Consider the following 13,904-nt stretch of genomic DNA (forward strand, 5'->3'; position numbering starts at 1 on the left):
GCCGAAGCCGGTCGATCGGTTCGCCATGCGCGCCGCCGAGATCCGGGAACCGGCGGCCGCCGGAGCCGTACCCCGTCGTACGGCCCGGCGGGCGCGTCAGGCCGAGGGGTTGAAGGGGATGGCCGCGGGCTTGGCGCGCGAGAGGAGGTCCGTGAACCTGCCGTCATTGATCTTGATGGTCGCGGAGCCGAAGTTGGCGCTCATCAGCCGGTCGCGCAGCGAGGTGCTGGGCCAGCCGTTCCAGTCCACCAGCGGGGGGTAGCGCCAGTTGTGGTAGTGGTTCTCCGGCGGCTCGTCGTTGCCGTTGGCGAGCCGGATGAAGTGCGTGGACACCCCGTCCTTGTGGTAGACGACCTTGGGGTGCGACCCGTCGAAACGCACCTGCGAGCGCGTGTAGGTCACGACGTTGCTGTGCTGCGTGGTCGAGACGTACTCCACCTGGCCGGACGCCTGGCTGACCCAGGAGATGACGTGCTCCCAGTCGTGGCGGTGGCCGCCGAGGCTGATGCCCGGCAGCGCCTGGTCCTTCTCGAAGTAGCTGGCGTACACGATGGCGCACCAGCCGTTGTTGCACTTGGAGCGGGCGTAGGTCTGCGAGTTGTCCAGGTCCGACCGGTCACGGCAGTTGCCGTTGACCGCGCCGGTCGGGTTCAGCCCGGTGGCGAGGGTCCCGTCCGGCCCGATGGCCGGGGTGGCGTAGCAGCCGTCGCCGTCGTAGTCGTAGGCCGGCGAGAACGACGTCTCGTACTGCCCGGCCGACTGGGGCAGGTTGCGCGGTGGGTCGGCATGGGCCGCCGACGCGGGGATCACGACCCCCAGGGCGGCGACGCCGAGCACGATCCCGAGCCGGGAACGCCTGTGCCTGAGGGGTGTGCGGGAGGACGTACTCCCCCCTGAGACGGTCACTGACTTCGATGCTCTCGCGGTGGACGTGAACGACGACAGCTTTCGCACTCTTCCGCCTTTTCGAAGGAATGGCTCATGACCTGACGGCGCGTCGGCACGGTGGGGACATCGCCGACATTCCCCACGTCGAAATGGGGACGCTTCACGCTTTTCCGGCACAACGGAATCACGGAAGCGACGCTTGATCAAGGTCCTTGAATCACATGGCGCGGACATGTATCGGCGACGGTCGACAGGTGAACCGGGGGTCAATGCTCATCCGGACGGACGCGGTCAGGCGTCGCGCCTGGTGATCGCCAGCATCGCCGTGAGGAGAAGGAGGGCGGCCTGACCGGCCAGGACGGCGACGGCCGAGAAGGGGCCGAAGGCACCGGAGCCGGGGACCCCGGCCAGCTGCTCCGCCAGCGACGACAGCGTCAGGGAGTCCACCAGGTCGTTCCAGGGGGCGGGCAGGAAGCGTTCGACACCCGCCGGGACCAGCAGCAGGGCGACCAGGGCGACGAGCGCTCCCGGCGTCGAACGCAGGAGCGTGGCCAGGCTCAGCCCCATCACCGCGGCGACGGCACAGCAGACGCCCGCCGCCGGTATCTGGGTCAAGACGGCCGGTTCGGAGAGCGAGGCGCCGATCGGGCGCCCGCCCACCACCGCCTGCGCGGTCAGGTAGGTGGCGAACGCCAGCCCCTGGCCCGCGACCGCGGCGACGGCGGCGACCACGACGGCCTTGGCCGCCACGACGATCCACGGGCGCCGGACCGTGGTCAGGGTCAGCCGGATCATGCCGGTGCCGTACTCGCCGGAGATGGCGAGCACCCCCAGCATGCCGAACAGGACCGGGGGGATGTCGGCGCTGAACGCGAGTCCCGTGCCGACGGGCTCGGCACCGGGCCCCTTGGTGTCGAAGTACTTCGAGATCGACAGGGCCGCGAAGCCGGTGAGCGCCAGGGCCGAGAGCGTGGAGGCCAGGACGTGGTAGGTGGATCGGAGGGAGCGCAGCTTGAGCCACTCCGACGCGACGGCGTCGATCATCGGGTCGTCTCCATGAAGGCCTCTTCCAGCGACGGCCTGCGCGTCGCGAGTTCGTGGACGGCGCAGCCGTTCGCCAGGGCGATGTCCCCGGTGGCGGCCGCGGACAGGCCGGTCACCAGCAGTTCTCCCCCGGCCCCAGGGACGGGGGCGGACACGGCGGGCGTGCCCTCTCCCGGCGCGCGGCGCACGGTCGCTCCGGCCGCCTCGAGCGCCGCGGCCAGGTGGTCGGCGTGAGGTGACCGGACCAGTACCTCGCCCTGGAAGCGGGCCAGCAGCGCCGCGGTCGTGGTGTCCTCGATGAGCCGGCCGCGGCCGATGATGACGAGCCGGTCGGCGGTGAGGGACATCTCGGTCATCAGATGGCTCGACAGCAGGACGGTCCGTCCCTCGGCCGCCAGGGATCTCAGCAGCGTCCTGAGCCAGCGGATGCCGTCGGGGTCGAGGCCGTTGACGGGCTCGTCGAGGACGAGGACCCCCGGGTCGCCGAGCAGTGCCGCCGCGATGCCGAGGCGCTGGCGCATCCCCTGGGAGAACCCGGCGATCCGCCTGCGCGCCACCCCGGTCAGGCCGACCTCCTCGAGGACCTGGACGACCCTGCGCCGCGGGATCCCGCCGGCGTACGCCAGCGCCCTGAGGTGGGCGAGCGCGCTGCGCCCGCCCTGCACCTCGGCGGCGTCGAGCATGGCTCCGACCTCGCGCATGGGGTTCCGCAGGTCGCGCCTGCGGACGCCGTTGATCAGGGCCGTGCCCGAGGTGGGCGCGTGAAGGCCGAGGATCATCCGCATGGTGGTGGACTTGCCCGCCCCGTTGTGCCCGAGGAAGCCCGTGACCTGCCCGGGGAGGACGTCGAACGTCAGGTTCGAGACCGCCCGCGTGGCGCCGTAGGTCTTCGTCAGTTCGATGACCTGGATCATTTTCCCACCCGGTGGATCCGTTCGGCCGGGCAGCGCGTGCCCGGCGCGGGCAGCGCCCCGGTCGTGAGGTAGGCGTGGACGTGCCGGCGCAGGCAGGTGTTGCCCGCCCAGGAGGCGTGGCCGTCGTCGTGCCACAGGACGTGCGCGGAGGGGATCTGCCCGGCCACGTGCCGCTGCCCGAGATGGTTGGTGTTGTTGTCCAGCTCCCCGATCGCGAACAGGATCGGCGGGACGTGCCCCACCCGCAGCGGGTGCGGCGCCCAGGACGCGCCCCCGGCGCGTCCCCAGCACCGTCCGAGCTCGTGGCGTCCCTCGATCCAGCCGAACCTCGGCGCGATCCGGCGGAGCCGGGCCTCGACGGCCTGGAACTCCTCGTACGTCGGGAGCCCGGGCATGAAGTCGTTGCACAGGGAGTCCCCGCCCACCGACGAGCCGCCCGGATCCGGCGCGAGCTCGGTCAGGAAGTTCGCGGCGTCGCCGTCGAGGGCCTTGCGGACGGCGGTCGCCAGCAGCGGCCACAGCGCCGGGTTCATGCCCTTGACCGCGCCCGCGTACAGCTGTCCCTCGTGCACCGTCCTGCCGGCCGACGCAGGCAGGGGCGCGCGGCGGGCCCGCGCGGCCAGCTCGTCCCAGGCCCTGCCCGCGTCCCTGCCGTGCAGGGCGCAGTCGCGGCGTCGGGCGCACCAGTCGCGGAAGAGGGTGAGGTGCCGCTCCTGGGTGAGCGCGTAGTTGCGCAGCCAGGGTTCGAGGCCGGGCTGGGTGTGGTCGGCGGTCCCGTCGAGGTACATCCGCTCCACCCGGTGCGGGAACAGCTCCAGGTAGGCCTGGGCGTAGACGGTCCCGTAGGAGTTGCCCGCGTAGCGGATCCGGTCCTGGCCGAGCGCGGCGCGCAGCGCGTCGAGGTCGTGCGCCACGTTCCACGACGTCAGCCCGTACCACGCCGACCTGACCGCCGTGCGGCAGCTCGCCTGATGGGCCGCGTTCCGGGCGGCGTGGGCGTCCCAGTCCCGCCTCGTCCGCGCCATGATCAGCCCGAAGTGGGAGGCCTCGGGCTCGGCGCAGCTCACCGCCCTGCCGCTCGCGGGCTCGGACATGCCGCGCGGATCGACGGCGATGACGTCGAAGCGGGTGCGCAGCTCCCTGAGCAGGATCGGCAGCTCGGCCGGGAGGTCCGGGTCGCCGGACGGCCTGAGCATCGACGTGCTGGTGCCGGGGCCGCCGAAGTTGACGATCAGCGGGCCGATGCTGTCGCCCGTCGCGGGCAGCTTGGCCACGTGCACCGAGGTCCTCGGCCCCGCCGGGTCGGCCCAGTTCACGGGGACCACCAGCTCCGCGCATCGCAGGCCGTCCCCGCAGTCCCTCCACAGGAGGTGGTACGCCCGCGCCGAGGCCACCGCGAGACCGCCGAGCGACGCGACCAGGCAGACGGCCAGGCACAGGGCGATGAGTGTGCGTCGGTTCATGCCGGCAACGATCCCGCCCGGCGACGGGCCCGCGCATCGGAGCCGGATCCGGTCCTGCCGGTCGGAGCGGGGTCGTACGGTACGGGCCGCGCGGCGGGAGGGTGGGACCGTGCTCCGACGGCTCGTGCTCCGATCCGCCCGCGGTCGCGGCCCGATACCGTCGGGACGTGAACCTGCTCGCCCGGCGGCCCCCGCGGTGGTCGCTCGTCCTGGCCGACGCCGTCGTCGCGGTGCCGCTCGCGCTGGCGTCCGCGACGGACCGGCCGGGCCTGAACGTGAGCACCGCCTCGGCGCTGGTGTGCCTGCTGCCGGTGGCGGTGCGGCGGGTGTGGCCGGTGCCCGCGTACTGCGGCGCGCTGCTGGCCGGTCCCGTGATGCTCGCGTCGCCGGTGAACCGGATGGCGGTGATCGCGGTGGTGGCGCTGGCCCTCTACCCGGTGTCGGTAGCCCTGCCGGTGCGGCGGTCGGCGATCGCCCTGGTGGCGGGACTGCTCGTCACCGGTGGTGTCCTGCTGGTCTCGGTGGCGAGCGCGCCGCCGCGGGTGGACGGCTGGCCCGACCCCGTCCTCATCGTCGGGACGGCCTGGCTCGTCGTGGGGGCGGGCTGGAGTCTCGGGTCGGCGGCGCGTACCCGCCGCGAGGCCGCCGCGCGCGAGGCCGGCAGGCGGGCCGAGCAGGCCGCGGCCGACGAGCGGCTGCGCATCGTGCGCGAGCTGCACGATGTCGTGGCCCATTCGCTGAGCGTGATCACGGTCAGGGCGGGGGTCGCGGCCAAGGTGCTGGACAGGCACCCGGAGGAGGGACGTGAGGCGTTGCGGGCCATCGAGGAGATCGGGCGCGGCTCGCTGGTGGAGATGCGCCGCTTCCTGGGCGTGCTGCGCTCACCCGGCGGCACGGCCGAGAGCGCCCCGTCGCCCGGCCTCGCCGACCTGCCGTCCCTGGCGCGGCGGGCGGCCGAGGCCGGTGTGCGGGTCGACCTCTCGGTGAGCGGGGCCGTGCCCGGCGGCATGGAGCCGTCCGTCTACCGCATCGTCCAGGAGGCGATCACCAACGTCGTCAGGCACGCCGCTCCGGCCCGGTGCCGGGCCACCGTGTCGGTCACCGGCGGGAGGGTGCGGATCTCCGTGGTCGACGACGGGCCCGGCCGGCGGGTGCCACCGGGCGGGACGGGCGGGCACGGCCTGGTGGGGATGCGCGAACGGGTCATGATGTACGGCGGCTCCTTCGAGGCCGGGCCCCTGCCGGAGGGCGGGTTCGGCGTGCACGCCTCGTGGGAGGTGTCGTGATCCGGGTGCTCGTCGCCGACGACCAGGCGCTGCTGCGCGGCAGCTTCCGCCTGCTGATCGACTCGGAGGACGACCTCGTCGTGGTCGGGGAGGCGGCCGACGGGCGGCAGGCGGTGTCGCTCGCGCGGACGCGGGCACCCGACGTGGTGCTCATGGACGTCAGGATGCCGGAGATGGACGGCATCACCGCGACCGGGCAGATCGCCGAGGACACCCGGGTGCTCATCCTGACCACGTTCGACCTCGACGAGTACGTCTACGCGGCGCTGCGGGCGGGCGCCAGCGGGTTCCTGCTCAAGGACGCGCCGCCGGACGACCTGCTGCGGGCGATCCGGGTGGTCGCGTCGGGCGAGACGCTGCTCGCGCCGAGCGTCACCACCCGGCTGATCGCGGAGTTCGTCCGGCGTCCGGCCCGGCAGGTCTTCCACGGGCTCGGCACGCTGACGGACCGGGAGCGCGAGGTGCTCACGCTCGTCGCGCAGGGGTTGTCCAACGCCGAGCTCGGCGACCACCTGCGGTTGAGCCCGGGGACGGTGAAGACGCACATCGGCCGCCTGCTGTCCAAGCTGGGGGCCCGCGACCGCGCCCAGCTGGTCATCGCCGCCTACGAGGCGGGCCTGGTCACGCCGGGATAGGTCCCCTCACCGGACGGCGCGACGGCCGCCTTCCACTTGATCCACACGATTGGATTCATGATACTAGATTCATGAATCTAACTCGGTTGATGATCCTCGGCCTGATGGCGGCCCAGGGCCCGCTGCACGGTCACGAGATCAAGCGGATCGCCGCGTACACCGACGTGTCGGAGTGGGGCGGGGTCGGCGTCGGTGCCATCAACCGCGAGCTGCGGCAGGCCGACGAGGCCGGGCTGATCCGGCAGGTCGCGGTGGAGCAGGTCGGGCGCAGGCCGGTGCGCACCGTGTACGAGATCACCGGCACCGGCCGCCGGGAGCTGGCGGCGTTGCGCGAGGCGGCGATCTGCGAGCTGCGCTTCGGCCCCGACGCGCTGGCGGTGGCCCTGCTGTTCGGCCGGGCGCAGGACCCGGCCGAGCTGGCCGGGCTACTGGCCAGGCGCCGCGAGCAGCTGGCCTCCACGATCTCCGACCTCGAGGCCGAACGCGCCCAGCTCGTCCGGGAGGGCCGGATCGGCACGCTGGACGCGGCACTGTTCCGGCGCCAGGAGACACTGCTCCAGGCGGAGATCCGCTGGCTGGACGAGCACGCCCCCGCCATCACCACCGGCGGGGAGGAGCGGTGAGCGCCGTCGGGGCCACGGGCTGGATCGAGCTGACCGGCGTGCGCACGCACAACCTGCGCGGCGTGGACGTCAGGGTCCCCCACAACGCCATCACCGCGTTCACCGGCGTCAGCGGGAGCGGCAAGAGCTCGCTGGTCATCGACACCCTGCACGCCGAGGCGCAGCTGCGGTACGTGGAGGGCTTCGACCCCTACGTCCGCAAGTTCCTCACGCCGCGCGACCGGCCCCGCATCGACCGGGTCCGCGGTCTGACCGCGACCCTGGCCGTCGACCAGCGCAACGGCAACCGCAACCCGAACTCCACGCTCGGCACGCTGACCGGCGTGGAGTCCTACCTCGGCCTGGTCTTCGCCAGGCTGGCGCCACTGGCGACCGGGAGCACCTGGACGGGTCCGCTGCACCCCGCCCAGTTCGACCCCTGGACCCGCGACGGCATCTGCCCGGCGTGCGTCGGGGCACGCGAGGTCGTCACGGCCCGGCCGGAGCTCGTCGTACCGGAGCCGGGGCTGCCGCTGACGGAGGGCGCCTCCCCCTGGTTCGGCGGGAACCTGTCCGGTGAGGCCGCGTTCCTCCCCTCGCTGGCCGCGCACCACGGCACCGACCCGGCCCTGCCCTGGAACGAGCAGCCCGAGGACTTCCGGCGGGCCGTCCTGTACGGCACGGCGGGCGCGACCGTCGACGTGACCGTCACCGGCACGAACGCGAAGAAGGGCAGCGAGTTCTCCTACCGGGCCAGGCGGGCACTGGACGGGGCGATCGCCGAGATCGAGAAGGCCTACGCGGCGGCCGCCACCGACGAGGCCAAGCGGCTCTACCACCCCTTCGTGGACAGGCGCCCGTGCCCGGCCTGCGAGGGCACCGGGCTCGGCACGATCGCGCGCACCGTGAGGCTGCGGCAGGAGACCTTCCGCGACGTGGTCCACAGCCAGGTGCGGCAGGTCCGCGCGTGGATCGACGCGGTCGAGACCGGCCTCAACGAGGCCCAGCGGGAGGTCGGCGCGGTCCTCATCCCCGAGCTGCGCGACCGGCTCGACCTGCTGATCCGCCTCGGCCTCGGGCACGTGGAACTGTGGCGGGGCGCGCCGACCCTGTCGGGGGGAGAACTGCAGCGGGCCCGGCTGTCGGCCCAGATCAGCACGGCGCTGACCGGCCTCACCTACGTCTTCGACGAGCCCGGCACCGGGCTGCACCCTGCCGACAAGGACCACCTGTTCGAGATCCTGCGGGGGCTGCGCGACGCCGGGAACACCGTCCTGCTCGTGGAGCACGACCCCGACCTGGTCGCCCGCGCCGACTGGGTCGTCGACCTGGGTCCCGGCGGCGGGCGCGACGGCGGGCGGCTGGTCGCCGCCGGGACGCCCGCCGCGATCGCCGCGCACCCGCGCTCGGTGACCGGCCGCTACCTGCGAGAGCCCCGCTACCTGCTGGAACGCGCCGGGCGGGCACCGGACGGCGACACCGGCTGGCTGACGTTGCACGACGCGTCCGCCCACAACGTCACGGCCGCCGAGATCCGCGTCCCGCTGAACCGGCTCACCTGCCTGACCGGCATCAGCGGCAGCGGCAAGAGCAGCCTGCTGAACCGGATCCTGGCCGACTCCGTGGCGGCCGGGCTGGCCGGCAGGCCGTTCACCACGGTGGGGAGGGTGTCGGGACTGGCCGCACTGCGCTGGGTCACCGTCGTGGACCAGACCCCGATCGGCCGGACCCCCCGGTCGAACCCGGCGACGTACACCAAGGCGTTCGACCTGATCCGCAGGCTCTTCGCGGACACGGACGCCGCCGCGAGCCGCGGGCTCGGCGACCCGTCGGTCTTCTCCTTCAACTCCCCCGGCGGCCGGTGCGAGCCCTGCCAGGGCCTCGGCCGGATCAGGCTCGACATGCACTTCCTCGGCGACACCTACCTCACCTGCCAAGCCTGCGACGGGCGCCGCTACACCCCGGAGGTCCTGGCGGTGACCTGTCACGGCCTCGCGATCGACGAGGTGCTGGGCCTCACGGTGGCCGAGGCCGCCCGGGTGTTCGACGGGCCGCAGACGCTGACGGCGCTGCTGGAGGCGATGGCCGGGATCGGGCTGGGCTACCTCACCCTGGGCGAGAGCGGCACCGCCCTGTCCGGCGGCGAGGCCCAGCGGATCAAGCTCGCCAAGGCCACCCTGCGCGGCCGCCGGGGCGGCGAGCCGGGTCTCGTCGTCCTCGACGAGCCCGTCACCGGCCTGCACCCCGACGACGCGCAACGGCTGGTGCGGGGCCTGGACCTGCTCCTGGAACGCGGTCACACCGTCGTGATCGCCGAGCACGACGTCCACGCGGCGGCCGGCGCGGACTGGATCATCGACATGGGCCCGGGAGCCGGGAAGGCCGGTGGCCGGATCGTCGACGCGGGCACCCCCGCGCACGTCGCGTCCGGGGACGGGCCCACCGCGCCGTTCCTGCGGCGGCTCCTCACCTGACCCGCCCCGGAACCCCACCCGTCCGGGCAGGGCCTCACCACCACGCGTGGCGGACCGTCAGCCGTCCCGTTCCCATGGTCCCGGAGACGCGGATCCTCGGCCCGCCTGGGCGGGGGCGCCGCCGGGCCCGGTGAAGCGGCTGCCTCCACCCGGCGCGCAGGTCCTCCAGGTCGACGACCGCGTCGCGGGGCACCGTGATCGTGGCCCCGCCCGTGCCGAGGTGCACCTCGATGTCGACCACCGGATGCTCGATGACCGCCCGGGACAGGTCCAGGTGCACCCGCGCGAGCGGGGACTCGATCCTGAGGGTCCGGGGGACCCGCCACGCGCCGCGCCGCCGGATCCGCCCGCCGGCCGCGGTGATCGTGGACGTGGTGCCCGCGTCCTGTCCCGGGAGCGGGTCCAGGGCCGACGCGAGCTCGCCGCGCGTCGTGGCGGTGAGCACCCGGTGGAGGCGTCCGTCCAGCTCCTCGTACGGGATGTGCCCCTCGGCGTACGCCTCCCGCACGCGCCGCACGGCCGCCTCGCGGTCGTCGTCGCCGGCCCACCGGTGGTCCGGCCCGCCGGGCCGGGCGCTCACCGGGCCTTCACCGTCCCCTGCGGCCGTAGGCGCGGAGCGACAGCGGGACGAACACCACCAGCAGCGCGGCCGACCAGAGCAGGACGGTGGCCACCGGATGGGCGAGCGGCCAGACCGGGTCCCCGGACGGCGCCCCGGGGTTGCCGAACAGCTCCCGGGAGGCGGCGGTGAGCGCGCTCACCGGGTTCCAGTCGGCCAGGAACCGCAGCCACCCCGGCATGCCGTCGGTCGGGACGAACGAGTTGGACACCATCGTGAACGGCAGGAACAGCGGCACCAGCTGGGCGACGACCTGCTCGTTCCGCACCGCCAGGCCCACGTAGACGCCCACCCAGCTCAGCGCGTACCGCAGTACCGCCATCAGCAGGAACGCCTGGAGCGTGGGGACGAGGCCGAGGTGCGGCCGCCAGCCCACCAGCAGGCCCGCCCCCACCATGACGGCCATCAGCGGCAGGCCGACCAGGGAGTCGGCGCCGGTCTGCCCGAACGGCACCGCCAGGCGCGCCATCGGCATGGAGCGGAACCGGTCCATCACCCCCAGGGAGGCGTCGGCGGCCACCCGCGTCATGACCCCCATCAGCGCCGAGAAGGTCACCATCGAGAACAACCCGGGCATGAGGTACTCGCGGTAGTCGCCGCCGCCCGGCACCTGGATCGCGCTGCCGAAGACGTAGCCGAACAGCACCACCATGATGGCCGGGAAGACCAGCGCGGCGACGAGCTCCCCGGGGTCCTGCCGCAGCCGTCCCAGCTCGCGGCCGACCAGGGTCAGCCCGTCGGTGACCGCCCAGCGCAGGCGGCGGGACACGGGGGCGAGGGTCGTCATCGGACGGTCTCCTCAGGATCGGTGAGGCGCAGGAACACCTCGTCGAGGGTGGGACGGCGCAGGCTCACGTCGGCCGCGGCGACCCCGGCGCGGTCGAGCTCGCGCACGACGCCGGCGAGCCGCAGGCCGCCGCCGGGCAGGGCGACGCTGAGCCGGTCGGTGCCCGTCACCGCGGGGTCGGTGCCGGCCAGGGAGTTCAGCACGGCCGCCGCCGAGGACAGCGCGGCGGGGTCCTCGACCACCACGTCGAGGCGGTCCCCGATCGTGGCCTTCAGCTCGTCGGGGGTGCCCGTGGCGATCACCCGCCCCTGGTCGACGACGGCGATGTCGTCGGCCAGCCGGTCGGCCTCGTCCAGGTACTGCGTGGTGAGCAGCACCGTGGTGCCGTCCGCCACCAGCGCGCGGACGCTGTCCCAGATCTCGCCGCGGCTGCGCGGGTCCAGGCCGGTGGTCGGCTCGTCCAGGAAGAGCACCCGGGGGCGCTGGATGAGGCAGGTGATCAGGTCGAGGCGGCGCCGCATGCCGCCGGAGTAGCCGGCGACCTGCCGATCGGCGGCGTCCGCCAGGCCGAAGCGTTCGAGCAGCTCGTCGGCCCGCGCGTGCGCCTCGCGCCGGGACAGGTGGCACAGGCGCCCGAACATGCGCAGGTTGCCGCGGCCGGTGAGCTTCTCGTCCACGGCGGCGTACTGGCCCGCGAGCCCGATCCTGGCCCGCACCTCGCCGGCGTCGCGGACGACGTCGTATCCGGCGATGCGGGCGTGCCCGGCATCGGGGTCGGACAGGGTCGCCAGGATGCGCACCGCGGTCGTCTTGCCCGCGCCATTCGGCCCGAGCACGCCGCAGATCGTTCCCGCCGGGACGCTGAGATCCAGGCCCCGTAACGCGCGGGTCTCGCCGAAGGCCTTGTGCAGCCCCTCGGCGAGCACGATCGGATCCGTCATGAACCCTCCACTGGGTACGTTGTACGCGGTTACGGCGGCCAGACTAGATTACTGGGTACCATGTACGCAAGTAGGGGGTGGAGCGGTGACCGACACCGAGTACGTGAACATCTGGATGCGGCCCGAGCGCCCGGCCCGCGGGCCGCGACCGGCCTACAGCCGCGCGCAGATCACCGAGGCGGCGATCCGGATCGCCGACGCCGAAGGGCTGGAGGCCGCCACCATGCGGCGGATCGCCGCCGAGATCGGCGCGGGCGCCATGTCCCTCTACCGCTACGTCCCCAGCCGCGACGACCTCGTCGAGCTCGTGGCCGACCGGCTGATGGGCGAGATCGACGTCACGGGCCTGCCGTCGGGCGACTGGCGCGCCGACCTGACGCGCTACGCCGACGGCATGCGGGCGATGTGGCTGCGCCACCCGTGGATCGCCACCGTGCACCGGTCGCTGCCCGGCTACGGCCCCAACCAGCTGCTCCTGATCGAACGGGTGATGGGGGTCCTCGACGCCCACGTCTCCATCGACGAGAACCTCGGCCTGCTCGCCATCCTCAACGGCTACGTCGAGGGCGCCGTCCGCGAGGAGGTCAGCCAGGCCCAGGAGGTCCGCCGCAGCGGGCTCAGCGAGTCGGAGTGGACGGCGCGGAGCCTGCCGCGCATCCGGCAGGTGCTGGAGAGCGGGGACTACCCCATCTTCACCAAGATCGCGATGGAGGCGCGCCAGCCGCGCCTCGGCCGCGACGACCGGTTCCGGTACGGGCTGGAGCGCGTCCTCGACTGCATCGCCGCCGCCCTCCCGCCGACGAACGGGCCCGCGACGGCCGGCCCCGCGGCGACGGCGCACCGGGGAGGGCGGCAGGACCGCGACGACCGGCCGCGGGAGGCCGGGACGTCCCGGTCACGCGCCGGGGCGTGACCGGACAACCGGCCCGCGGCGAGCCACAACGACCGGTTGTGCACGCCTAAGGTGAGCCGGTGGACACCGAGGCATTGCGATCGTTCGTCCGGGCGGCCGAGCTCGGGCAGTTGCGGCATGCGGCCGACGAGCTGGGCGTGACGCAGCAGGCCGTCTCCAAGCGGATCGCCGCCCTGGAGCGCGAGCTGGGGGTCCGCCTGTTCACCCGTACCGCCCGGGGGGTCGAGCCGACGCCCGACGGACAGGCGTTCCTGCCGCACGCGCGGAGCATCGTCGCGGGTGTCGAACGCGCCGTCGCCGCGGTCCGGCCGGGCTCCCGGGCCCTGCGGATCGACGTCCTCGGCCTGCGGAGCGCGCAGGCCGTCGTCCTGCACGACTACTGGCGGTCGCGTCCCGGAACCGACCTCGACGTGGTGACCCTCCGGGTCGACGACCCGCGCGTGGCGGCCGCGGCCGTCGAGGCGGGCGACGTCGACGCCTCGTTCCGCACCGTCGTCGCCCCGGGCGCGGCGCGGCCCGGCCTGCGGACGATCCGCGCGTTCGACTCCCCGCTGGAGCTGCTCGTCGGCCCCGCGCATCCGCTCGCCTCCGCGCGGGAACTGACGCCCGCGCAGCTGCGCAGGCACCGGATATGGGTTCCGGGCATCGCTCCCCGGAGCGAGTGGGCGGAGTTCTACGACCAGCTCGCCACCGCGTTCGACCTGCGCATCGACGCGGCGGGCCCGCACTTCGGGGACGAGGTGCTCCTGGACGTCCTCGCGGGCTCCGCGGACGTGGCGACCCTCGTCGGGGCACGCGACCGGTACGTCTGGCCGGCCGGGCACGACCTGCGCCGCATCCCCGTCGTGAACCCGGTCCTCGCCTACCCGCTCTCCCTCATCCTTCCCGGGACGAACCCGCATCCGGGGCTCCGGGGAGTCCTCGCCCACCTCGAAGGCCTGCCCAGGCTCCCGGGGACGGTCTGGCTCCCATCCTGGGCGACGACACCACGCCGACGGCGGCACGCGATGACGGCGCCACGGTGACGGCGCCACGGTGACGGCGGCACGCTGACGGCGACACGCGGTGACGACGCCACGGTGAACGCCACGCTGACGGCGCCACGGTGACGGCGGCACCGCACCCGCTCCCGGACGCCTCCCCGGCCGGTGCTCCCCCGGCCTGAGGCCACCGCGTTCCGCCGCGACGGGCCCCCGGTTCGTGCCGGTGGCGGGTGCTTCTGCCGGTACGTTCCCGCCGAGGGGTCGTCGGACCAGGTCAGCGGACCGCGAGGGCGGCCGGGGAGAGGCAGGCGGGTACAGGCGGCGTCCAGCCCGCGGTCATCCCGTTCTCCTACGC

Annotated in this window: 13 protein-coding genes; 6 read left to right on the forward strand and 7 right to left on the reverse strand. The window is 73.9% G+C overall.

The genetic code is table 11. The features are described from left to right. Positions 1-96: 96 nt before the first annotated feature. The 4 genes from ACIBCT_RS23375 to ACIBCT_RS23390 form a co-directional block, all read right to left on the reverse strand. Positions 97-837 carry an NPP1 family protein gene (locus tag ACIBCT_RS23375; RefSeq protein WP_399191778.1) on the reverse strand — a complete coding sequence of 247 codons (741 nt, stop codon included), beginning with the start codon at positions 835-837 and terminating at the stop codon, positions 97-99. Positions 838-1,179: 342 nt separating this feature from the next. After that, positions 1,180-1,932, reverse strand: coding sequence for a hypothetical protein (locus tag ACIBCT_RS23380; protein ID WP_399191780.1), 753 nt, complete (start codon positions 1,930-1,932; stop codon positions 1,180-1,182). Continuing rightward, a complete protein-coding gene (locus ACIBCT_RS23385; protein ID WP_399191782.1) occupies positions 1,929-2,846 on the reverse strand; it encodes an ABC transporter ATP-binding protein in 918 nt (305 codons plus the stop codon). Before ACIBCT_RS23385 ends, ACIBCT_RS23380 begins: the two co-directional genes overlap by 4 nt. Beyond that, positions 2,843-4,309: an alpha/beta fold hydrolase gene (locus tag ACIBCT_RS23390; protein WP_399191784.1), complete on the reverse strand. Its 1,467-nt coding sequence runs from the start codon at positions 4,307-4,309 to the stop codon at positions 2,843-2,845. Before ACIBCT_RS23390 ends, ACIBCT_RS23385 begins: the two co-directional genes overlap by 4 nt. A gap of 167 nt (positions 4,310-4,476) precedes the next feature. Here ACIBCT_RS23390 and ACIBCT_RS23395 point away from each other — a divergent pair, with 167 nt between their 5' ends. From ACIBCT_RS23395 to ACIBCT_RS23410, 4 genes are all read left to right on the forward strand, one after another. Beyond that, positions 4,477-5,595, forward strand: a complete 1,119-nt coding sequence (locus ACIBCT_RS23395) for a sensor histidine kinase (RefSeq protein ID WP_399191786.1) — start codon at positions 4,477-4,479, stop codon at positions 5,593-5,595. Further along, positions 5,592-6,230 carry a response regulator gene (locus ACIBCT_RS23400; protein ID WP_399191788.1) on the forward strand — a complete coding sequence of 213 codons (639 nt, stop codon included), beginning with the start codon at positions 5,592-5,594 and terminating at the stop codon, positions 6,228-6,230. Before ACIBCT_RS23395 ends, ACIBCT_RS23400 begins: the two co-directional genes overlap by 4 nt. 71 nt (positions 6,231-6,301) lie before the next feature. Next, positions 6,302-6,853: a PadR family transcriptional regulator gene (locus tag ACIBCT_RS23405; RefSeq protein ID WP_399191790.1), complete on the forward strand. Its 552-nt coding sequence runs from the start codon at positions 6,302-6,304 to the stop codon at positions 6,851-6,853. After that, positions 6,850-9,306 (forward strand): excinuclease ABC subunit UvrA, encoded by a 2,457-nt coding sequence (locus ACIBCT_RS23410; RefSeq protein WP_399191792.1) that lies wholly within the window; start codon positions 6,850-6,852, stop codon positions 9,304-9,306. Before ACIBCT_RS23405 ends, ACIBCT_RS23410 begins: the two co-directional genes overlap by 4 nt. Before the next feature lie 34 nt (positions 9,307-9,340). On the opposite strand, the gene ACIBCT_RS23415 is transcribed toward ACIBCT_RS23410, so the two are convergent. Genes ACIBCT_RS23415 through ACIBCT_RS23425 form a run of 3 tightly spaced genes read right to left on the reverse strand, consistent with a single transcriptional unit; the run spans position 9,341 to position 11,653 of the window. Then, entirely contained in the window at positions 9,341-9,886 is a 546-nt protein-coding gene (locus tag ACIBCT_RS23415) for a DUF1707 domain-containing protein (protein ID WP_399191794.1), read from the reverse strand. 7 nt (positions 9,887-9,893) lie between these two features. Beyond that, on the reverse strand, positions 9,894-10,712 hold the full coding sequence (locus ACIBCT_RS23420) for an ABC transporter permease (RefSeq protein ID WP_399191796.1): 819 nt from the start codon (positions 10,710-10,712) through the stop codon (positions 9,894-9,896). Next, positions 10,709-11,653, reverse strand: coding sequence for an ATP-binding cassette domain-containing protein (locus tag ACIBCT_RS23425; protein WP_399191798.1), 945 nt, complete (start codon positions 11,651-11,653; stop codon positions 10,709-10,711). Before ACIBCT_RS23425 ends, ACIBCT_RS23420 begins: the two co-directional genes overlap by 4 nt. 85 nt (positions 11,654-11,738) lie before the next feature. On the opposite strand from ACIBCT_RS23425, the gene ACIBCT_RS23430 reads away from it, so the two are divergent. Further along, positions 11,739-12,566, forward strand: a complete 828-nt coding sequence (locus ACIBCT_RS23430; protein WP_399191800.1) for a TetR/AcrR family transcriptional regulator — start codon at positions 11,739-11,741, stop codon at positions 12,564-12,566. A 59-nt stretch (positions 12,567-12,625) separates the two neighbouring features. Next, positions 12,626-13,591 carry a LysR family transcriptional regulator gene (locus tag ACIBCT_RS23435; protein WP_399191802.1) on the forward strand — a complete coding sequence of 322 codons (966 nt, stop codon included), beginning with the start codon at positions 12,626-12,628 and terminating at the stop codon, positions 13,589-13,591. Positions 13,592-13,904 lie beyond the last annotated feature (313 nt).

Source organism: Streptosporangium sp. NPDC050855, from assembly GCF_044456585.1.
GTDB classification, from domain to species: domain Bacteria; phylum Actinomycetota; class Actinomycetes; order Streptosporangiales; family Streptosporangiaceae; genus Streptosporangium; species Streptosporangium longisporum.

Coding starts and splice junctions, on each gene's coding strand:
- ACIBCT_RS23390 (WP_399191784.1), bottom strand. CDS start 4,309: ATGAACCGACGCACACTCATCGCCCTGTGCCTGGCCGTCTGCCTGGTC.
- ACIBCT_RS23380 (WP_399191780.1), bottom strand. CDS start 1,932: ATGATCGACGCCGTCGCGTCGGAGTGGCTCAAGCTGCGCTCCCTCCGA.
- ACIBCT_RS23425 (WP_399191798.1), bottom strand. CDS start 11,653: ATGACGGATCCGATCGTGCTCGCCGAGGGGCTGCACAAGGCCTTCGGC.
- ACIBCT_RS23405 (WP_399191790.1), top strand. CDS start 6,302: ATGAATCTAACTCGGTTGATGATCCTCGGCCTGATGGCGGCCCAGGGC.
- ACIBCT_RS23420 (WP_399191796.1), bottom strand. CDS start 10,712: ATGACGACCCTCGCCCCCGTGTCCCGCCGCCTGCGCTGGGCGGTCACC.
- ACIBCT_RS23385 (WP_399191782.1), bottom strand. CDS start 2,846: ATGATCCAGGTCATCGAACTGACGAAGACCTACGGCGCCACGCGGGCG.